This is a genomic window from Tepidimonas sp. (assembly GCF_036825565.1).
GTDB lineage: Bacteria > Pseudomonadota > Gammaproteobacteria > Burkholderiales > Burkholderiaceae_C > Tepidimonas.
The window spans coordinates 1-19,496 of the sequence record NZ_DAISXZ010000040.1; the positions used below are offsets into that span (position 1 = coordinate 1).

Consider the following 19,496-nt stretch of genomic DNA (forward strand, 5'->3'; position numbering starts at 1 on the left):
CTTCCCCGCCCTGATCCACGACCCGGGCCCACCCCACCGTGGCCACGAAGCCGACGAGCGCCAACCCAATCGCCACATCCAGAAACACCGTGCGCGCCGTGGCCAGCGCCGCCGCCACGCACAGCGCCACCGCCGCCGCCAGAAAAATGTCCAGCGCCACGATCCGGTCCGCATGGCGCGGCCCGCGCACCATGCGCCACGTAGCCAGCGCAATCGCCAGCCACGCGCCTGCCATCAGCCACCACAGCACCGGGCTCATGCCACCCTCCCTGGGGCATCCATCGCCCGGCCAAACAGCGCCACGAGTCCGGGCTCGAAGTCCCGGCGGATGCCCTGCACCACCGCCTCGGTGTCGGATGCATCCAGCACATGCAGCAGCAGCTCGCAGCGCTCCAGGTCGATGTCGATGGTGGTCGTGCCGGGGGTGAGCGTCACCATGCACCCCAGCAAGGCCGCGCCTTGTGCACTCATCGGCGCAAAGCGCACCCGCAAAAACGCTGCGGGCGGCGGCCGGCGGTCGACCAGGCTGGCGCGGGCGATCACCGCCACAGTTTGCACACCGGAGATCACCACCGCCTTCAAGAACCGCACGACCAGCACCGCGGCCGCCCATGCGCGTTGCGCCCAGCGCCCCATGTCAGCGCCCCCCCAACGTGTCGGCCGCCGCAAGGCTGTAGGCCAGCAAATGCTCGGGCTGCAGCCCGATGGCCAGCGTGATCAACGCCAGCCCCCCGGTCACGGCCCACGCGGGCGCCAGCCGGGCGTCGGCGGGTGGTATCCAGTCCGGGCGGGGATGGGCCTTCCAGAACGCTTCCATCCAAATCTTCATCATCGAATACAGGGTTAGGACGCTCACCAACAGCGCCACCCCGGTCCAGACGATGCGTCCCTGCAGCAAGGCCTCCTGGAGCACCCACAGCTTGGCCCAGAAGCCGGACAGCGGCGGAATGCCCACCAGCGACAGCGCCGGCACCAGAAACAACACCCCCAGCAGGGGGCGGGCGCGGTACAGCCCGCCGATCTGGCGCAGGTCGTAGCTGCCGGTCAAGCGCCAGACCATGGCCACGATCAGGAACAGATTGCCCTTCACCACGATGTGGTGCAAGGTGTAGAACAGCGTCGCCGCATCCCCGGCAGGGCTGGCCAGGGCCACCCCGAGCAGGATGTAGCCGATCTGGCTGACGATGTGAAACGCCAGGATGCGACGCATGTCCCAATGGTAGGCCGCGCCCAGCACCCCGAACAGCATGGTCGCCGCAGCCACCCAGCCCAGGGCCTCGGACAGCACGTCGGGCGTGGTGACGAACACATCGCGCATGGCGCGCAGTACCGCGTACACCCCCACCTTGGTGAGCAGCCCCGCAAACAGCGCCAGCACCGGCGCTGGCAGTGTGTGGTACGACGCCGGCAGCCACGCAAACACGGGGAAGGCCCCCGCCTTGATGAGAAACGCGAGCAATAGCCCCGTGACGGCCAGCGTCGACGCCCACGGCGCCACCTCGGGCCAGGCCTGAGCGATGGCCCCATAGTTGAGGTGGCCGCTGACCGCATAAACCATGCCGACCGCCATCAACAGCAACAGCGTGCCCAACAGGTTCAGAACGAAGTACTTGAAGCTCGCATCCAACTGGTCCGCGCGCCCGCCGATGGCAAACAGCCCCACGGCGCAGATCAGCATCACCTCGAACCACACATACAGGTTGAACAGATCGGCCGTGGCAAACGCCCCGCCGACGCCGACCAGCACCCCGTGCAGCAGCGGCAGCGCCAGCGGGTGGATCGGCCGCGTGTCCGCATCGCTGGCCAGAAACGCCAGCGACGCCACCCCCATGACCGCGGTGATCAGCACCAAAGCGGCGCTCAGGCGGTCCACCAGAAATTCGATACCGAACGGCACCCCCCAACCGCCGAAAACGGCCTGCGCCGGACGGTCGGCCTGCGCCTGCACGACCAGCACCATCGCGCAACCCAACAGCGCCCACGCCCCCGCGTGGCCCAGCCACCGTTGTAGGCGCGGCTGCCCCATGGTCAAGGTGGTCGCGGCCACCGTGGCCAACGGCACCAACACCGGGGAGACGGCCAGCGCGCTCATCCGCGCCCCTCCAGTGCAGGGTCGGCCCGGGGCGGCCACACCGGCTCGTGCACAGCCTCCGTGACGGGAGGCTTGACCGCATCGGTCGGCACAGGCTCGGCCAGCCGCAGCGCCAGGGCATCGTCGGTGCCCACGCGCTGGATCAGGCACAGCACCAGCGCAAGCGAAAACCACACCAGCGCAAAGCCAATCACGATGGCCGTCAGCACCAGCGCCTGCGGCAGCGGATTGGCCGCATTGCGCAGCACGGTCTCCCCCGGCACGACGACCGCCGGAGCGGACGACCCCAGCCGCCCGGCGGCAAACAGCGCCAGATTGATCGCGCTGCCGACGATCGCCAGCCCCATCACCGCGCGAAAGACGTCGCGGGACAGAGCCAGGTACACCCCGGCTGCGACCGTCACGCCGACCGTTACGGCCAACACCCAGATCATGACTCGCCCCCCTCCGTGGCCTCGGTCGACTCGCCCAGCGCGAGCAGCGCCAGCGCATAGCCGGCCAGCGCCCCCCACACGCACAGATAGACCCCCAGGTCGAACAGCAGCACGGTGGACACCGGCAGCGCCGTGTCCCCCACGGACAGTGCCCCCCACCAATGCGTCAGATAGGCTTGCCCCTGCCACCAGGCGGGCACGCCCGACAGCCCCGCCAGGGCCACGCCGGCCGCCGCCAGCCGCAGCGGCGAGCCCAAGGGCAGGCGACGGCGAGCAGCCTCACTGCCGCGCGCCACGGCCCACAACACCGACGACGACGACGCCACCAGCCCGCCGATGAAGCCGCCACCCGGCTCGTTGTGCCCGCGCAGCAGCACCCACAGCGACGCCAACACGATCACAACGTAGAGGGGGCCGGAGACGACCTCGAGGATGACGGAGCGGGTTCTCATGGTGACGCCCCTCCGTGGCTTGGCGGGCTCACGCGCTGCCGCACCGGGCCTGGCTGCCCGCCGATGGCGCCCAACAGCGGCCACGCGGCCAGCAGTGACAGCATCACGACCGTGATTTCGCCCAAAGTGTCCAGCGCGCGGAAGTCCACCAGAATCACGTTGACGACGTTGCGCCCCTGCGCATCCGGCACGCTGCGCTGCGCAAAAAACTGCGACAGGCTGGCATCGAAGGGGGCGGCCACGCTGACGAGCAACCACAGCGCCACCACCGCCCCAAAACCCACTGCCACCGCGGCGCGCAGCGCGGTCGGCTGCGGCGCATCCAGCCCATGGCCCAAGCCGCGGCAGCGCAGCTTCAACAGCACCGACGCCACGACGATCACGAACACAGACTCCACCACGAACTGCGTGAACGCCACATCGGGCGCCCCAGCGAACAAAAACACGACGCCGCTGCCAAAGCCCACCAGACCCGCCGCCAACAGCAGCACCAGCCGGTCGTGCTGGAACAGGGCCAGCACCGCACCCGCGGCGATCAACGCGCATGCACCGCCGAAGCCCCAGCCCGGCGGCGTCCATTCCGGCCACGCCCAGGCCGCGCCGCCCCACACCAGCACGGTGCCCAAGGCGGCCGTCAACACCGCGAGCATCGCCACCCCGTAGCCGGGTAGGCACCCGTGCTGCAGCCAGCGGGTTGCGGCGGCCGCCGCGGTCGGGATCGCCCGCAGGCCGCGCTCGTACTGTGACGCCATGCCGATGGGCCCAATGCGCACCGCCAACCGCTCGAACAGGCGGTGCAGCGGATCCCAGAAAAAGAACACCGTCAAGCCGACCGCCAGGGTCACGGCCAAGGACAGCAGTGAGGGTCCGATCTCCAGCGCCAGCGCGACCACGACCGCTTGCGTCCCCGGCGTCATGGCGACCGAGGCCTCGGCAATCAGATCCTGCACCACATAGGGGAACGCCCCCAGGACCATGCCCAGTCCTGCCAAGGCCAGCGGCGGCAGCACCAGCGCCCATCCCCCTTCGTGGGCCTCGGGTGTCTCGTTGCTGCCCGGGTGGCGCCAAAACACCCGGATCGCGGCCACCGCCGCCACCGCCACGGCAATGGCACCAAACACGGTGTTGGCGGCCCGCGCGAACGCGAACACCTCATCCCCTCCCTTGGCTGCCAAGATCACGTCCTTGGCGATGTAACCAAACGACATGGGCATGCCCGCCATGGACGCCCCGGCCAGCAGCGCAGCAGCGGCCGTCCACGGCATGGCGTGGCGCAAATTGCCCAGCCGGTCGATGACCCGCGTGCCCGTGCCGTGGTCGATGTTGCCCGCGACGAAAAACAGGGGGGCTTTGTACAGCGCATGTGCCAGCAGCAGCGCCCCCACGGCGACCGTGGCGCCCTCGCCGCGCAGGCCCACCAGCGTCACCAGCGTGCCCAGCGTCGCCACGGTGGACCAGGCCAAGATGCGCTTGAGGTCGCGCTCCCGCAGCGCCAGCACCATGCCCCACGCCGCGGTGAGCGACCCGGCCGCCTTCAGCGCCCACTCCCACAACGCCCACTCGCCAAACCCCGGGTCGAAGCGGGCCAGCAGATACACCCCCAGCTTGACCATGGTGGCCGAGTGCAGGTACGCCGACACCGGCGTCGGGGCCGACATGGCGTTGGGCAGCCAGAAATGGAACGGAAACTGCGCGCTCTTGGTGCAAGCGCCGACCAGCATCAACACCAGCGCCGCAGTCAGGAGCGGGGATGCGGGCATCTGCGGCAGTTGCGCGACGATGGTGCTGATGCTCGTGGTGCCCATCGCCTGGCCGAGCAGGATGAAGCCCGCGAGCAGCGCCAGACCGCCGGTTCCCGTCACCAGCAGGGCCTGCTGCGCCGACTTGCGGCTGGCCGCATTCTCGTGGTGGAAGCCGACCAGCAGAAACGACACCAGGCTGGTCAGCTCCCAAAAGACGAACAGCGTGATCAGATTGTCCGCCGTCACACAGCCGATCATCGCCGCCATGAAAAGGGACAGCAGCCCGTACAGCCGCCCTTGCTGGGGATGCCCGGCCAGATAGCCCCCGGTGTAGACGAACACGGCCGCGCCCACGCCCGTGATCATCAGCAGCATCAGGGCCGACAGCCCGTCGATGTAGAAGGCAAGCTCGATCCCCGCGCTCGGCACCCAAGCCCAGCGGGCCCGGATCGGCAAATCGTGGTGGGTCAGCAGCGCCAGCACCCAGGTCAGCGCCGCCACCGGCAGCAAGGTGAAAGCCGCCCGCGCGGCGAGGCTGAGGCCGGCGTCCGGAGCGTGCGGGGTGTGGTGGGCGTGGGCCATGGTCGGTGGGTGGCTGTCGATCCGCCAGGCCCCGCCTCCTCAAGGATCCTGCGCGGTGCCGTGCTCGAACTACGGATTCCGCACCGGCGAGAGAGTTCCCGCCCGCTGGGTCGGTCCGCGTGCGCGCACGGCCCCCACCGGCCCGCCCTGTGCCCGCGCCGCAGCCCGACTCACGGGCGTGGCTCCCGGGGATGGTTCACCGGCGTCAGAGCGCGGCCCCCGGTCAAGTAGGCGATCAGGTTGTCCACCGCCAAATCGACCATAGCCCGGCGCGTGCGCACGGTGGCACTGGCAATGTGGGGTGTGAGCACCACACTGGGCACTTCCAGCAGCCCGGGGTGGACGGCCGGCTCACCCTCGAACACGTCCAACCCCGCGGCGGCGATGCGCCGGTCGCGCAGGGCTTGGGCCAGCGCGGCATCGTCCACAATGCCACCGCGCGCCAGGTTGACCAGCACGGCGGTGGGCTTCATGCGCGCCAGTTCCGCCGCGCCGATGATGTGGTGGTTTTGCGGCGTGTAGGGCAGCACCAACACCACATGGTCCGACTCGCGCAGCAGGGTGTCTTTGTCCACCCAGGTCGCCCGGCAGTCGGCCTCGATGGCCGCATCGAGCCGGCTACGGTTGTGGTAGAGCACCCGCATGGCAAAGCCATACGCGCCGCGCCGGGCGATCGCCTGGCCGATGCGACCCATGCCCAGAATGCCCAGCGTGGTGCCGTGCACCTCGGCCCCGGCGAACAGGTCGTAGGACCAGCGCGTCCAGCGGCCGGCACGCAGGTAGTGCTCGCTCTCGGTCACCCGGCGTGCCGCCGCCAGCAGCAGCGCAAAGCCAAAGTCGGCCGTCGTCTCGGTCAACACGTCGGGGGTGTTGGTGCCGATCACGCCGTGGGCGTCCATTGCAGCGACGTCGAAGTTGTTGTAGCCCACCGTCATGTTGGCGGCGATACGCAGCGTGGGGCAGGCACGCAGCAGCGCGTCGTCGATGCGCTGCGTGCCGGTCAACAAGGCCCCGGCCTTGCCTTGCAGGCGGCGGATCAGCTCCTCGGCGGACCAGTCTTCGTCTGCCTCGTTGGCTTCGACGTCGAAGTGCGCGCGCAGGCGCTGCACCGCCTCGGGAAACACGGCGCGCGCCACCAGGACCGACGGCCGACGGACAACGGAATCATGCATGGGCCACTCCAAGTGGCAAGCGGGTCATTCCAGCCACGTCACGAAGCGCTCGATCGGCTCGCGCGGGGTGACGAAGCGGTTGACCGTCGCCTCGGGGTCGGCGTAGCCAAGCGACAGCCCGCACACCAGCATCTCCTGATCAGACGCGCCGATGTGCGGCAGGATGATGCGCGCGTAGTGGTTCCACGCCGCCTGGGGGCAAGTGTCCAGGCCGTGGGCGCGCGCGGCCACCATCAGGTTTTGCAGGAACATACCCGTATCCAGCAGCGAGCCGCGTCCCATCACCGTGTCGATGGTCACCATCAATCCCACCGGCGCGTCAAAGAAGCGGAAGTTGCGCTGGTGCTGGGCATGCATCTTGTCTTTGTCGCCCTTGCCAATGCCGAGCAGCCCGTACAGGCCCCAGCCGTTTTCGCGCCGACGGTCGATATACGGACTCACCCACTGGCTGGGGTAATAGTCGTAGGCCTCCTGATATTCCGCCGCCAGCGCCGGGTTGGCGCGGATGGCGTCGTGGACGGCGCACACTTTGTCCACCAACATGTCACGCGCCTGCCCCTGCAGGACGTACACCTTCCAGGGCTGAGTATTGGTGCCCGACGGGGCACGCGCCGCCACCCGCAGCAGCCGCTCGATCAGGGCCCGGGGCACCGGCCGCGGCAAAAAGGCCCGCACCGAGCGGCGACCGACGATGGCCGCTTCGACCTGCGCCGGATCCAGCGGCTGGGCCCAGGCGCGCAGCGGATCCAGGTCCGCCTCGGCGTCGGGGATGGGCTCGGGTGCGTTCATGACAGGGACTCCAGGGTGCTTTGCAGGGCAGCGGGCAGCGCGGCGACCGGCCGCCGGCCGTCGCGATCGACATAGACGTGGACGAAGTGGCCGCGCGCGGCGCAGGTCGCCGCCCCCGCAGCGAAGATGCCCACCTCGTAACGGACGCTGGAGCGGCCGATGTGGGCGACGCGCAAGCCGGCCTCGACCGGCTGCGGAAAGGCCAGCGGCGCGAAGTAGTGGCACTGCGTCTCGACCACCAGGCCGATGACGTCACCACCGTGGATGTCCAGCGCCCCTTGCTCGATCAGGTGGCCGTTGACGGCGGTGTCGAACCAGCTGTAGTACACGACGTTATTGACATGCCCGTAGATGTCGTTGTCTATCCAACGCGTGCCGATGGGGCGAAAGGCGCGAAAGTGTGTCCTGGGCAAGGGCTGTGGGCGCTGGGGCGCGGCGGGACTCACGGTGGCGGTCTCCTCGGTGGTTCTGCCACCGATTCTGCCACCGCCCGCCAGCGTCGCCAGTACGACAACGCCACCGCATAGGTGGTGCGCTGCACGCGCACCGTGGTGGCGATGTCGCGGCCATAGCCGCCCGCCATGGTCATGGCCACGGGCAGGCGCCGCTGCCAGACCCAGTCGAACACGCGTCGATCGCGCGCCTCCATGCCATCGTCGGTGAGGCGCAACCGCCCCAGGCGGTCGCCCTCGTGGGGGTCGGCTCCTGCCAGGTAGATCACAAAGTTCGGCTCGAAGCGCCGCTCCAGTTCGCCCAGCGCCCACTCCAGCGCCTGCAGGTACTCGGCGTCGCCACAGCCGTCGGGCAACTCCACATCGCAATCGCTGGGCTCCTTGCGGAATGGGAAGTTGCGCGCCCCGTGCAGCGACAGCGTGAACACCGACGGGTCGTCCCGAAAAATGCTGGCCGTCCCGTTGCCCTGATGGACGTCCAGGTCCACGATCGCCACCCGCAAGGGCCGGGCGCGTGCCGACGCCCCGCGCCGGGCCCATTCGGCCTGCATCAGGCGCGCCGCCACCGCGGCGTCGTTGAAGACGCAAAACCCACCCCCTTTGTGGGCGTAGGCGTGGTGGGTGCCCCCGGCGATGTTGGCCGCCACGCCCTCGCCCGCCAGCGCCACCCGGCTAGCCTGGATGGTGGCGCCGACCGAGCGGCGCGCCCGCTCGACCATCGCCGGGCTCCAGGGAAAGCCGATCTCCCGCTGCAGCGCCGGGGCGAGCGTCCCGTAGGTCACGGCGTCGATGTAGGCCGGCGTGTGGGCCAGCGCCAGCTCGCCGTCACTGGCCGGCTCGGCCTGCTGCCAGCGAATCTCCGGCTCGCCGGCCAGGGCCTCGCGCAAGAGGGCGTACTTGGCCATGGGGAAGCGGTGACCCGGGGGCAGCGGCAGCACGAATTGGGTTGCGTAAAACACCTGCATGGCCGCAGTGTGCCAGCGCGGCGCCGCGCCCGCCGGCCGGCGCCCTATGCCCCGCATCTGCCGTCCCGATGCCCTCCGCCCCGCCGCGCAACCGGCGCGAATGCTGCGGCGCAACATAGCTTGCAAAATTCAACGGCGCCCGTATAATAAAAGTCATGCTGCAGTGCAGCAATTTCACCACCACGACCAGCGGAGGACGACATGCTGACCCCTGAACAACTGGCCGCCGCCCACAAGGCCAATATCGAAATGCTGTTCGGCCTCACGCGCAAGGCCTTCGAAGGCGTGGAAAAGCTGGTCGAACTCAACCTGCAGGCCACCAAGGCGGCGCTGCGCGACTCCGCGGACAACACCCAGGCCCTGCTGTCGGTCAAGGACGCGCAAGAGCTGCTGCAACGCCAGGCCGCTCTGCTGCAGCCGCTGGCCGAAAAGGCCGTCAACTACAGCCGTCAGCTCTACGACATTGCGGCCACGACGGGCAGCGCCTTCGCCCAAGCGGCCGAGCAAAACGCGGCCGACGTCCAGCACAAGGCCATGGCCGTGATGGACAACGTCGCCAAGAACGCCCCGGCCGGCACCGAAGCCGCGGTGGAGGCCATGCGCAGTGCCGTCAATGCCGCCACCACGGCCATGGAAACCGTCCAGCTGGCGGTCAAGCAGGCCGCGGAGCTGGCCGAAGCCAATTTCCACCAGGCGGTGGCTCAGGCGCAGCAAAGCCAGCCGTCCGCTGCCCAGGCACCCAAAACCGCCACCCGGGCGCGCCGCACCGCGGGTTGACGGGCGAAACCTCTCGCTTCGAGTTGTCTCCTCGGGTCTCTTCGAAATCAGATTCAGGGACCCTTACCAGCCCCGCTTCGGCGGGGCTTTTTTTCGGCGGAGCCGTTCAACGCGCGGCCTGTGGGCCCGCGAGTAGCGGCCGGCGCAGGGCCAACAGCTGTTCGCGCAAGCGCGGCAACCCCGCCTGCATGGCGGCGCGCCCCGCTGCAATGCTGCGCTCGCGCGAGGCGAAGTCGGCGCTGCCGACGCCGTCCAGCCGGGGACGGACCACGACGTCCGCGTTGCCGAGCACATGGCGATTGATCGTCTGGCCCATGATGGTGAACGTTTGCAGCAGCACCCGCACCGGGTCGGTCTGGGCCAGCGGCTCGGCGGGGCTGGAGATGTCCGCGGCAATCACCAGTTCGGCCCCCATCTCGCGCGCCTGTTCGACCGGCACGGGTGCCACCAAGCCGCCATCCACATAGGTCCGTCCGGCGATGGGCACCGGCGAAAACACCCCCGGCACCGCGCTGGATGCCCGCACCGCGGTCCCCGTGTCCCCGCGGCGGAACAACACCGGCTGCCCGGTGGCCAGATCGGTGGCCAGGATGCCCAGTGGCACGGGCATGGCCTCGATCAGCCGCCCCTGGACCATGCGGTTGACATAGCGCGCCAGCGCCTCGCCGCGCAACAGCCCCCGATTGAAAATCGGCACGGTCCAGTCCGCAATCGTTGCTTCTTCCATCTCCAGCGCAGCGCGCTCCAGCGCAGCACCCGACAGGCCATGGGCATACAGCGCCGCCACCAGACTGCCGGCGGATGTGCCGACCACCAAATCGGGACGCACGCCCTCGCGCTCCAGCACCTGGATGACACCGATGTGGGCAAAGCCGCGCGCCGCCCCACCGCCCAAGGCCAGCCCCACCCGGGGCGGCCGGGTCGGCGGCGGCGCGGGTGGGGCTGGCGGCGCAGCCGGCGCAACAGGGGCGGCATCCGGCTCGCGGGAAGGCCCGGCACACCCCACCAGAGCCCACGCGGCCACCGCCGCCCCGCCACCCAGCCATCGGCGACGGGCAAGGTCGGGAGGCTGGATCAGTGGACAGCTCATGCTCGATCTCTCAAACATAACGATAATGATTCGCGTTTGTGATAATATGCATCCCGTAGCGTATTCTTCTTCGCCCTCATCCGCCACACCGATTCCGGTCTAAACAAAGAGTTCTCGCCATGTCGAATCTTCCGTCGTCGCTTCGCCGCCGTGTCATGCACGGGGCTTTGACGCTCCTGTCGCTGGCCGCGCCATGGATGGCGATGCCCACCGCCGCCTCCGCGCAGGACAAGGTGCTCAACCTGTACTCGGCCCGTCACTACCCCGGCGACGAATTCATGTACGAAGCCTTCACCAAGGTCACGGGCATCAAGATCAACCGCGTGGACAGCGACGATGCGGGCATTGTCGCGCGTTTGCGCGCCGAGGGCCCCGCCTCGCCCGCCGACGTGGTGATGCTGGTGGACGCGGCGCGCATGGCCGCCGCCGATGCTCAGGGGCTGTTTCGGCCGATCAAATCGGCCAAGCTGGACGCGGCCATTCCGCCCGAGCTGCGCGCCGCACGGACGCCCGAGGGCGTGACATGGACAGGCTTTTCCACCCGCGCGCGCGTGATCGTGTACGACCCGTTGCGCGTCAAGGCCGAGGATGTGGCCACCTACGAGCAGCTCGCGGACCCCAAACTCACTGGCCTGCTGTGCACACGCAGCGGCTCGCACCCCTACAACCTGTCGCTGTTTGCCACCGTGATCGAGCGGCTGGGTGACGAGAAGGGGATGGCCTGGCTCAACGGCCTGGTGGCCAACATGGCGCGCGCGCCCAAGGGCGGCGACACCGACCAGATCCGCGCCGTGGCCAGCGGCGAATGCGGGGTGGCGCTGTCCAACTCCTACTACATCGCCCGACTGCTCAAGTCCGACAAGCCAGAAGACCGCAAGGTGATGGAGCGGGTGCGGGAGGTGTTCCCCAACCAGGCCACGACGGGCACCCACGTCAACATCGCGGGGGCGGCCGTGGCGCGCCACGCCAAGAACGTGGATGCCGCGATCGCGTTCATGGAGTTTCTCGCCAGCCCGCTGGCGCAGGAGTATTTTGCCAATGGCAACAACGAATTCCCTGCGGCGCGCGGCGTGCGACTGGACAACCCTGCGCTGCGGGCCATCGGGGGCGAGCGCTTCAAGACCGAAAACATTCCCCTGGCCGTCGTCGCCAAGAACCTGACCAAAGTGCAACAAATGCTGGACCGCGCCGGCTACAAGTGACCCCCGGCGCCGCCGCCTGGGCGGCACCCCACCCACTCCTGGTCGTGTGCACCCGATGGTGCTTGCCGCCCGCTCACCGGCGGGCGTATTTTTTGGCCTATGATTGACGTTTACGTCAACGTCAATTCAACAGGAGTTCGGCCATGGAAATCGCGGGTAAGGTGTATGTGGTCACGGGCGGCGCCTCGGGTCTGGGCGAAGGCACGGCGCGCATGCTGGCCGCGAATGGCGGCCGCGTGGTCATCGCCGACATGCAGGCCGAACGCGGCGAGGCCGTGGCCCAGGACATCGGCGGCGTCTACGTTCGCTGCGATGTGAGCCAGGAAGCCGATGCCCAGGCCGCGATCGACCGCGCGGTGGCGCTGGGCAAGCTGGCCGGGCTGATCAACTGCGCCGGCATCGCCCCGGCCGAAAAAACCGTGGGCAAAAACGGGCCGCACAGCCTCGCGCTGTTTAACACGGTCATCCAGGTCAACCTGGTCGGCACCTTCAACATGATCCGCCTGGCCGCGCAGGCCATGAGCGCCAACGACCCCGAGCCGACTGGCGAGCGCGGCGTCATCGTCTCGACCGCATCGGTCGCCGCCTTCGAGGGCCAGATCGGCCAGGCGGCCTACAGTGCATCCAAGGGCGGCGTGGTCGGCATGACGCTGCCGATCGCGCGCGACCTGGCCAAGCTGGGCATCCGCAACATGGCCATCGCCCCAGGCATCTTTGGCACCCCCATGCTGTTCGGCATGCCGCAGGAGGTGCAGGATGCGCTGGCCGCCATGGTGCCCTTCCCGTCGCGCCTGGGCCGGCCAGAGGATTACGCCAAGCTCGTCAAGCACATCATCGAAAACGACATGCTCAACGGCGAGGTGATCCGCCTGGACGGCGCGATCCGCATGCAGCCGCGCTGACGCGAAGGGCGGCCAACCGCGCGGCGGCTGATCGGCGTCAAGTCGCCGCCCCGGTCCGAGAGGCGGTCCCGCCCTATACTTCGGCGCCATGGGCAGCCCCGCCTCCACCCCCCAGGAAATCGCGCGCGAAGCCGTCAAGCTGCTGACGGCTCGGCGCCTGCCACCCACCCCCGACAACTTCCAGGCGGCCTACCACGAGGTGGCCGGCACCCGGCCGCTGCAGCCCTTTCCGCTGGCGCAGTTGCGCCAGATCGCCCAAGCCCTGCCCGACCGCACTCCGGCCCAGGTGCGCTTCAAGGCCCTGTTCAACAAAGCCGTCTCGCGCCACAGCTGGGACGATCTGGAAAAGCTGCTGACGCAAAATCCGCTGGCCGGCGCCGCGCCGGCCGCAGCCCCGGAGCCCGCCACGCCCAGCGCCCCCCCGCCTCCGTCCCAGGTGCCGAGGGGGCCCTGCTGCCGCCCGAGTTGGCCGAACAGACCGCGCGCCTGATCGACGTGGGCCTGCCGCTGGTGGCCGCCGACGACGCCCGCCTGCGCGAGATGGGCGAGGAGCTGGTGCGCTACCTGCGACTCGAGCAACAGCACGCCCCGACGCTGCGCCGCATGCTGGCCGACTATGCCTATCGGCTGTCGTTTGGCGTGGAGGAGCAGTTGGGCGTGCGGCAGGCGCTGCTGGGCCTGCTGCGGCAGGTATTCGATCACATCGACGCCATCAGCCCCGACAACCACTGGCTGCGCCAGCAGATGCAGGCGCTGGTGCAGGCCGCCGAGCCGCCCCTGTCGCAGCGCCGGCTGGAGGACTTGCAATCGCAACTGAAGGACGTCATTGTCAAGCAGGCCGAGGCGCGCGAGCAAACCGTGCATGCGCAGGCCCTGATGCGCGAAACGCTGGCCACCTTCCTGGAGCGGCTGGCACAGACCGCCACCAGCACCGGCCAGTACCAGGCCAAGTTCGAAGCCTGCGCGCAGGCGCTGGAGCGCGCCGACAGCCTGACCGACATGGCCCCCGTGGTCCAGGATGCCATCCAGACCGCACGCGCCTTTGCGGTGGACACCCAGCGCGTGGCCGACGAGCTGACCGAGCTGCGCGATCGCGCCGACCGCGCCGAGGCCGAGGTACAGCGCCTGCGCGCCGAGCTGGATCAGATGGCCGAGCTGGTCACGCACGACCTGCTGACCGGCGTGCTCAACCGCAAGGGACTGGCCAGCGCCATCGACCGCGAGACGCGCCGCGCCGAGCGCACCGGCACGCGCGTGTGCATCGCGCTGCTGGACGTGGACGATTTCAAGCGCCTCAACGACACGCTGGGCCACCTGGCCGGCGACGCGGCGCTCAAGCACCTGGCCGACGTCGCGCGCCGCAGCCTGCGCCCGCAGGACACCATCGGCCGCTACGGCGGCGAGGAATTCATCATCGTGCTGCCCGACACCACGCCGGAGGAGGCCGCCGGCGTCGTACAGCGGTTGCAGCGCGACCTGAGCGCCCACCTGTTCCTGCAGGGCGAGCAAAAGGTGCTGATCACCTTCAGCGCCGGCGTCACCGAACTGCGGCACGACGAGTCGGTGGAGGCCGCCATCGCGCGCGCGGACGCCGCGATGTACCGCGCCAAGCGCGCGGGCAAAAACCGGGTGATGACCGAATGAATCACCGGCGTCGTGCTTGGCTGCATCGCACCACCGTACTGGGCGGCGGTGCGATGCTGGCGCCTTGGCTACTGGGCTGCGGCGCCGAGTCGCCGCTGACCGTCGCCTACCACCCCTGGCCGGGCTACGCACCGCTCAAGCTGGCGGACAGCCTGGGCTGGTGGGACGACGGGCGCCTGCGCGGCCTGCCCACGGGTTCCGCCAGCGCCTCGCGTGTGGCGCTGGCCGAGGGCCGGGCCCAGGCCGCCGCGCTCACGCTAGACGAGACGCTACTGGCCGTGGCCGACGGCTTGCCGCTGCATGTGGTGGCACTGTTCAACCTATCGCGTGGGGCCGATGTGGTGTTGGCCAAGCCGGGCTTTACTGACCGCACGCGCTGGGTCGGCGCCCGGCTGGGGCACGAAAAGGGCGCCGTCGGCGAGCTGATGAGGGCCAGTTGGCTGGAATACGTCGGCTTGCGTGCCGAGGACGTGACGGTGGTGCATCTCGCGGCCGACGAACACCCGTCGGCCTGGAAGGACGGGCGGGTGGATCTGCTGGTTACCTTCGAGCCCACGGCCTCGCGGCTGGAGTCGCTGGGCGCGAAGCGGCTGTTCGACAGCAGCCAACTGCCCCCGGACCGGCCGATCGCCGATGTCCTGGTCATCCGCGCGGATGCCTGGCGCAGACGGCGCGCGGCCTTGCGGACGCTGGTACGCCACATTTTTGCGGCCCAGCGACACCTGATGGCGCTGCCCGTGGACGCCGCCTACCGGCTGGCACCCTGGCTGGACGTCCCCCACGCGGCGGTGATGCGCACCTTCAGCGGTCTGCGGCTGACCAACTGGGCGGACAACCGCGAATGGCTAATCGGCCGACCCGCCCCGCTGCAGCGCGCCGCCGAAGGCCTGGCGTCGTTCATGGGCCGCGTCAACATACTGCGGCCGCTGCGCCTGCCCGAGGATCTGGTCGTCGGCAGTGCCCTGCCCGCGGAGGAACCGCTGTGATGGTGCGGCGTCTGTATGCTGCCGTGTTGCACGCCGCCATCCTGGCGGCGATGGCGGTGGTGGCGCTCCTGTCCAGCCCTGGGATCGCGCGCGCCGACCACACCGAACTGCGAGTGGGGATCCTGGCCTATCGCCCGATGGACGTGGAGGAGCGCGACTGGGCCCCCGTCATCGATGCCGTGCAGCGCCGGCTGCCAAGCGTGCGGCTGCATGTGCGCCTGCTGTACTTCACGGCGCTGGACAATGCCGTGCGCGACCGCGAGCTGGATGTCGTCATCACCAACCCCGGCCACTACGTGGCGCTGCGCTACAGCGATGGGCTCAGCACCGCGTTGGCGGCCGTGGCGCGCCGCCGCCACGGCATCGAGACCGTGGCCTTTGGCGGTACGGTGCTGGTGCGAACCGACAGCCCGCTGCAACACTGGCAAGACCTGCGCGGCAAGCGGGTGGGCGTACCGCACGAGGAGTCACTCGGCGGCGGGCACCTGCAGCGCTACGAGCTGCTCCGCCGCGGCGTGCGCGACAACGAGATCACTTGGGTGCGCGTGGGCATGCCCCACGACAATGTGGTTCAGGACGTGCTGGATGGCCGGGTGGACGCGGGTTTCGTGCGCGATGGGGTGCTGGAGGCGATGCTGGCCACGGGCCGCGTCGCCCCGGATCGCCTGCGCGTGCTGCAACGGCAGGATTTGCCGGGGTATCCGATCGCCGTCAGCACCCCCCTGGTGCCCGAATGGCCGGTGGCCACCCTGCCCCATGTGGACAGCCAGTCGCGCCAGGCGCTGCTGCTGGCGCTGCTGGATGTCCGCGACGATCCCGCCCTGCGAACCGGCGGACTGGCAGGCTTCGTGTTGCCCCAGGGCTATGTCGCCGTGGAAAACATCCTGCGCGAGCTGCGCGTGCGACCGTTCGGCGTGCCGCAACTGACCTGGCGCGAGACGGTACAACTCAACGCCGCCCCCTTGGCCGCCGTCGGCGGGGCCGTGCTGGTGCTGCTGGCCCTGCTGGCCCTGCTGGCCCTGCTGGATCACCAGCGCCGCCGCCTGCGCCAGGCGCTGCGTGACAAATCCGCGCTGCTCCACGAACTGGCGCTGACCTCCAAGACCTTCGACAGCGCGCAAGGCGTGCTGATCACGGACGCCAACGGGCGCATCGTGCGCGTCAACCGCGCCTTCGAGGCGATCACCGGATACACCGCCGAGGACGCCAACGGCCGCACACCGGGCGAGCTGCTGCGCTCGGGCCGCCACGATGCGGCCTTCTACCGGGCGATGTGGGAGGCCCTCAGCGAACGCGGCCATTGGGAAGGCGAGGTCTGGAACCGCCGCAAGAGTGGTGACGTCTTCCCCGAGTGGCTGGCGATTAGCGCGGTCACGGATGCGATGGGCAAGGTGCGCCACTACGTGGCCATCTTCCACGACATCAGTTGGCGCAAACAGGCCGAGGCGCAGATCGAAAACCTCGCCTTCTTCGACCCGCTGACCGGGCTGGCCAACCGCCGCTTGCTGCTGGACCGGCTGCAGCAGGCCATCCGCCAGGCACGGCGCAATGCGCGCTGGGGTGCGGTGCTGTTTCTGGACCTGGATTTTTTCAAGAGCATCAACGACACCTTCGGCCACGACGCGGGCGACGCCGTGCTGCGCGCGGTCGGCGAGCGCATCCGCACCACGCTGCGGGAGCAAGACACCCCGGGCCGGCTGGGGGGTGACGAATTCCTGGTGTTGCTGCCCGCCACCTTCGAGCGCCGCGACGACGCGGCGCTGGCCGCACAGGCCGTGGCCGCCAAGCTCGGCGCAGCCCTGCGCCAACCCATCCTGCACGCGAACCAAGCCATCACGCTGACGTTGAGCATCGGCATCGCTTTGTACGGCGGCGACCAAGACGACGACCACGCCACCGAACTGCTCAAGGCCGCCGACCTGGCCATGAACAGCGTCAAGCAGACCGGCCGCAACGGCGTGGCCTTCTTCGACCCCGAGATGGAGGCTGCGATCCGCCAGCGCCACCAGCTTCAGCGCGACCTGGCCCGCGCCATCGAGGCCGGCGAGCTGCGCGTCTATCTGCAGCCGCAGGTGAATGCGGCCGGCCGCATCGTCGGCGCCGAAGCGTTGGTGCGCTGGCTGCGCGCCGACGGCACGCTGGTGCCGCCCGGCGAGTTCATCCCGCTGGCGGAGGAAACCGGCCTGATCCTGCCGCTGGGTGACTGGGTGCTGCAACAGGCCGCCGCGCTGCTGCGGCGCTGGCAGGAGGACCCCGTGCTCGCCGGCCTACACCTGTCGGTCAACGTCAGCGCCAAGCAGTTCCGCGACCCGGCGTTTGGCCCGCGGGTGCAGCAGGCGCTGGCGCAGCACGGCATCCCCGCCCGGCTGCTGGAGCTGGAAATCACCGAGTCGGTGTTTCTGGACGACCTGGAATCGGCGCGTACCACGTTGCAGGGGCTCGACGCGCAGGGGGTGTCGCTGGCGCTGGACGACTTTGGCACCGGCTACTCGTCGCTGGCGTATTTGGCCGAGCTGCCGTTCGACATCATCAAGATCGACCAGCGCTTCGTCGCCCGCCTGGGCCAGCACAGCCGGCAGGACGAGGCCATCATCACCACCATCATCGCGCTGGGCCGCAAGCTGCGCATGCAGGTGCTGGCCGAGGGCGTGGAGACCGAGCGGCAGGAGACCTACCTGCTCAGCCACGGCTGCCACTTGCTGCAGGGCTACCGTTACGGGCGGCCGATGCCGGTGGAGCAGTTCGAGACGCAGGCGCGCACGCAACCGCGCGATCCGACGGCCTGACGCGCCACCCTGCCTACCCATCGTCGGCGCGCGCCCGGCGGTCACCGGACGCCCGATGCCCGACAATGCGCGCGTGAGCATCCCTTCCGCTTTTTTGCAGGACCTACTGGCGCGCGCCGACCTCGTCGAGGTGGTCGGCCGCCACGTGGCGCTGCGCAAGAGCGGCGCCAACTACCTGGGCCTGTGCCCCTTCCACGGCGAGAAGTCACCCTCGTTCACGGTCAGCCCGGCCAAGCAGTTCTACCACTGCTTCGGTTGCGGCGCGCACGGCAACGCGATCGACTTCCTGATGGCGCACACCGGCGCGGGCTTCCGCGAGGCGGTGCACGACCTGGCCGCCCAAGTGGGCCTGACGGTGCCGGAGGAGGAACGCTCGCCCGAGCAGCGCGCGCGCGAGGCGGCGCAGCGCCGCGCGCAGCAGACGCTGACCGAGCTGATGGCGCAGGCCGCACGCGCCTACCGCGCGCAACTCAAGACCAGCCCAAGGGCGATCGAGTACCTGAAGGGCCGCGGCTTGACCGGCGCGATTGCCAAGGCCTACGGCCTGGGCTACGCGCCGGCGCAGCGGCGCTTTCTGTCCACCGTGTTCGCCGACTACCAGGACGCGCGGCTGGTGGAATGCGGACTGGTCATCGAGGGCGACGGCGACGAGGCACGCCGCCACGACCGCTTCCGCGACCGCATCATGTTTCCGATCCGCAACGTCAAGGGCGAGGTGATCGGCTTCGGCGGCCGCGTGCTGGACGGGGGCGAGCCAAAATACCTCAACTCGCCGGAAACGCCGCTGTTCCACAAGGGCGAGGAGCTGTACGGCCTGTACGAGGCGCGCAGTGCCATCCGCCAGGCCGGCTGCGCGCTGGTGGTGGAAGGCTACATGGACGTGGTGGCGTTGGCGCAGCTGGGCTTCGGCCACGGGGTGGCCACGCTCGGCACCGCCTGCACGCCGGAGCATGTGCGCAAGCTGCTGCGCTTCACCGACGACGTGGTGTTTGCCTTCGACGGCGACACGGCCGGGCGGCGCGCGGCGCAGCGGGCGCTGACCGCCGCGCTGCCGTGGGCCGGCGATACGCGGCGCTTTCGCTTCCTGCTCCTGCCGCCGGAGCACGACCCGGACAGCTACATCCGCACTCACGGTGCCGAGGCGTTCGCGGCCGCGCTGGCGCAGGCCACGCCGCTGAGCCGCTTCGTGCTGGAGGTGGCCGCCGACGGCTGCGACCTCGCCACCGCCGAGGGCCGCGCGCGCGCCGCCGCGCAGGCGCGCCCGCTGTGGCAGGCGCTGCCGGACGGGGCGCTCAAGCGGCAACTGCTGCACGAGCTGGCCGACCTGGCGGCGCTGGAGGTGCGCGATTTAGAGCAGCTATGGCAGAAAGCCGCCCCCCCGGCGCGCGGCCTGGCGCGCGCCAGCCGTCCCGCCGCCGCGCCGCCAGGA

The 19,496-nt window shown here is 69.8% G+C and carries 19 protein-coding genes; 8 read left to right on the plus strand and 11 right to left on the minus strand.

Translation table 11 applies throughout. The annotated features are described in order from the left end of the window. From V7026_RS06895 to V7026_RS06940, 10 genes are all read right to left on the minus strand, one after another. Positions 1-259: monovalent cation/H+ antiporter complex subunit F (locus V7026_RS06895; RefSeq protein WP_334154624.1), on the minus strand; the 259-nt coding region annotated here is incomplete at its 3' end. Further along, a complete protein-coding gene (locus V7026_RS06900) occupies positions 256-636 on the minus strand; it encodes a Na+/H+ antiporter subunit E (protein ID WP_334154625.1) in 381 nt (126 codons plus the stop codon). The genes V7026_RS06895 and V7026_RS06900, both read right to left, overlap by 4 nt. Before the next feature lies 1 nt (position 637). Then, positions 638-2,092, minus strand: coding sequence for a proton-conducting transporter transmembrane domain-containing protein (locus V7026_RS06905; RefSeq protein WP_334154626.1), 1,455 nt, complete (start codon positions 2,090-2,092; stop codon positions 638-640). Continuing rightward, complete coding sequence (locus tag V7026_RS06910) at positions 2,089-2,526, minus strand: sodium:proton antiporter (RefSeq protein WP_334154627.1); 438 nt, start codon at positions 2,524-2,526, stop codon at positions 2,089-2,091. Before V7026_RS06910 ends, V7026_RS06905 begins: the two co-directional genes overlap by 4 nt. Next, entirely contained in the window at positions 2,523-2,978 is a 456-nt protein-coding gene (locus V7026_RS06915) for an MnhB domain-containing protein (RefSeq protein ID WP_334154628.1), read from the minus strand. The genes V7026_RS06910 and V7026_RS06915 overlap by 4 nt, the downstream gene beginning before the upstream one ends. Then, complete coding sequence (gene mbhE / locus V7026_RS06920; protein ID WP_334154629.1) at positions 2,975-5,302, minus strand: hydrogen gas-evolving membrane-bound hydrogenase subunit E; 2,328 nt, start codon at positions 5,300-5,302, stop codon at positions 2,975-2,977. Before mbhE ends, V7026_RS06915 begins: the two co-directional genes overlap by 4 nt. A gap of 170 nt (positions 5,303-5,472) precedes the next feature. Beyond that, the gene (locus V7026_RS06925) at positions 5,473-6,474 is read right to left on the minus strand and encodes a 2-hydroxyacid dehydrogenase (protein WP_334154630.1); all 1,002 of its coding nucleotides are present in this window, start codon (positions 6,472-6,474) and stop codon (positions 5,473-5,475) included. A gap of 24 nt (positions 6,475-6,498) precedes the next feature. Then, positions 6,499-7,263 carry a nitroreductase gene (locus V7026_RS06930; protein ID WP_334154631.1) on the minus strand — a complete coding sequence of 255 codons (765 nt, stop codon included), beginning with the start codon at positions 7,261-7,263 and terminating at the stop codon, positions 6,499-6,501. Continuing rightward, on the minus strand, positions 7,260-7,709 hold the full coding sequence (locus V7026_RS06935; RefSeq protein WP_334154632.1) for an acyl-CoA thioesterase: 450 nt from the start codon (positions 7,707-7,709) through the stop codon (positions 7,260-7,262). The genes V7026_RS06930 and V7026_RS06935 overlap by 4 nt, the downstream gene beginning before the upstream one ends. Continuing rightward, a complete protein-coding gene (locus tag V7026_RS06940) occupies positions 7,706-8,680 on the minus strand; it encodes a histone deacetylase family protein (RefSeq protein ID WP_334154633.1) in 975 nt (324 codons plus the stop codon). The genes V7026_RS06935 and V7026_RS06940 overlap by 4 nt, the downstream gene beginning before the upstream one ends. Before the next feature lie 201 nt (positions 8,681-8,881). Between V7026_RS06940 and phaP the strand changes: the two genes are divergently transcribed. Then, the gene (gene phaP, locus V7026_RS06945; RefSeq protein WP_334154634.1) at positions 8,882-9,457 is read left to right on the plus strand and encodes a TIGR01841 family phasin; all 576 of its coding nucleotides are present in this window, start codon (positions 8,882-8,884) and stop codon (positions 9,455-9,457) included. 106 nt (positions 9,458-9,563) lie between these two features. On the opposite strand, the gene V7026_RS06950 is transcribed toward phaP, so the two are convergent. Beyond that, on the minus strand, positions 9,564-10,547 hold the full coding sequence (locus V7026_RS06950) for a patatin-like phospholipase family protein (RefSeq protein ID WP_334154635.1): 984 nt from the start codon (positions 10,545-10,547) through the stop codon (positions 9,564-9,566). Between the two features lie 155 nt (positions 10,548-10,702). Between V7026_RS06950 and V7026_RS06955 the strand changes: the two genes are divergently transcribed. The 7 genes from V7026_RS06955 to dnaG all read left to right on the plus strand — a co-directional run. Then, positions 10,703-11,749, plus strand: coding sequence for an extracellular solute-binding protein (locus tag V7026_RS06955; RefSeq protein ID WP_443082325.1), 1,047 nt, complete (start codon positions 10,703-10,705; stop codon positions 11,747-11,749). Positions 11,750-11,892: 143 nt separating this feature from the next. Continuing rightward, a complete protein-coding gene (locus V7026_RS06960; protein WP_334154636.1) occupies positions 11,893-12,651 on the plus strand; it encodes a 3-hydroxyacyl-CoA dehydrogenase in 759 nt (252 codons plus the stop codon). Positions 12,652-12,739: 88 nt separating this feature from the next. Further along, a complete protein-coding gene (locus V7026_RS06965; RefSeq protein WP_334154637.1) occupies positions 12,740-13,141 on the plus strand; it encodes a hypothetical protein in 402 nt (133 codons plus the stop codon). After that, a complete protein-coding gene (locus V7026_RS06970; protein ID WP_334154638.1) occupies positions 13,117-14,295 on the plus strand; it encodes a GGDEF domain-containing protein in 1,179 nt (392 codons plus the stop codon). The genes V7026_RS06965 and V7026_RS06970 overlap by 25 nt, the downstream gene beginning before the upstream one ends. Continuing rightward, entirely contained in the window at positions 14,292-15,281 is a 990-nt protein-coding gene (locus tag V7026_RS06975) for an ABC transporter substrate-binding protein (protein WP_334154639.1), read from the plus strand. The genes V7026_RS06970 and V7026_RS06975 overlap by 4 nt, the downstream gene beginning before the upstream one ends. Beyond that, a complete protein-coding gene (locus V7026_RS06980; RefSeq protein ID WP_334154640.1) occupies positions 15,281-18,067 on the plus strand; it encodes an EAL domain-containing protein in 2,787 nt (928 codons plus the stop codon). The genes V7026_RS06975 and V7026_RS06980 overlap by 1 nt, the downstream gene beginning before the upstream one ends. A gap of 55 nt (positions 18,068-18,122) precedes the next feature. Further along, positions 18,123-19,496 (plus strand): DNA primase (dnaG, locus tag V7026_RS06985; RefSeq protein WP_334154641.1); only part of this gene is annotated, 1,374 nt, incomplete at its 3' end.

Bases quoted from the DNA above. Each gene is read 5' to 3' on its own strand.
- V7026_RS06900 (WP_334154625.1), bottom strand. From the start codon at position 636: ATGGGGCGCTGGGCGCAACGCGCATGGGCGGCCGCGGTGCTGGTCGTG.
- V7026_RS06905 (WP_334154626.1), bottom strand. From the start codon at position 2,092: ATGAGCGCGCTGGCCGTCTCCCCGGTGTTGGTGCCGTTGGCCACGGTG.
- V7026_RS06910 (WP_334154627.1), bottom strand. From the start codon at position 2,526: ATGATCTGGGTGTTGGCCGTAACGGTCGGCGTGACGGTCGCAGCCGGG.
- V7026_RS06915 (WP_334154628.1), bottom strand. From the start codon at position 2,978: ATGAGAACCCGCTCCGTCATCCTCGAGGTCGTCTCCGGCCCCCTCTAC.
- mbhE (WP_334154629.1), bottom strand. From the start codon at position 5,302: ATGGCCCACGCCCACCACACCCCGCACGCTCCGGACGCCGGCCTCAGC.
- V7026_RS06925 (WP_334154630.1), bottom strand. From the start codon at position 6,474: ATGCATGATTCCGTTGTCCGTCGGCCGTCGGTCCTGGTGGCGCGCGCC.
- V7026_RS06930 (WP_334154631.1), bottom strand. From the start codon at position 7,263: ATGAACGCACCCGAGCCCATCCCCGACGCCGAGGCGGACCTGGATCCG.
- V7026_RS06940 (WP_334154633.1), bottom strand. From the start codon at position 8,680: ATGCAGGTGTTTTACGCAACCCAATTCGTGCTGCCGCTGCCCCCGGGT.
- phaP (WP_334154634.1), top strand. From the start codon at position 8,882: ATGCTGACCCCTGAACAACTGGCCGCCGCCCACAAGGCCAATATCGAA.
- V7026_RS06950 (WP_334154635.1), bottom strand. From the start codon at position 10,547: ATGAGCTGTCCACTGATCCAGCCTCCCGACCTTGCCCGTCGCCGATGG.
- V7026_RS06955 (WP_443082325.1), top strand. From the start codon at position 10,703: ATGCACGGGGCTTTGACGCTCCTGTCGCTGGCCGCGCCATGGATGGCG.
- V7026_RS06960 (WP_334154636.1), top strand. From the start codon at position 11,893: ATGGAAATCGCGGGTAAGGTGTATGTGGTCACGGGCGGCGCCTCGGGT.
- V7026_RS06965 (WP_334154637.1), top strand. From the start codon at position 12,740: ATGGGCAGCCCCGCCTCCACCCCCCAGGAAATCGCGCGCGAAGCCGTC.
- V7026_RS06975 (WP_334154639.1), top strand. From the start codon at position 14,292: ATGAATCACCGGCGTCGTGCTTGGCTGCATCGCACCACCGTACTGGGC.
- V7026_RS06980 (WP_334154640.1), top strand. From the start codon at position 15,281: ATGGTGCGGCGTCTGTATGCTGCCGTGTTGCACGCCGCCATCCTGGCG.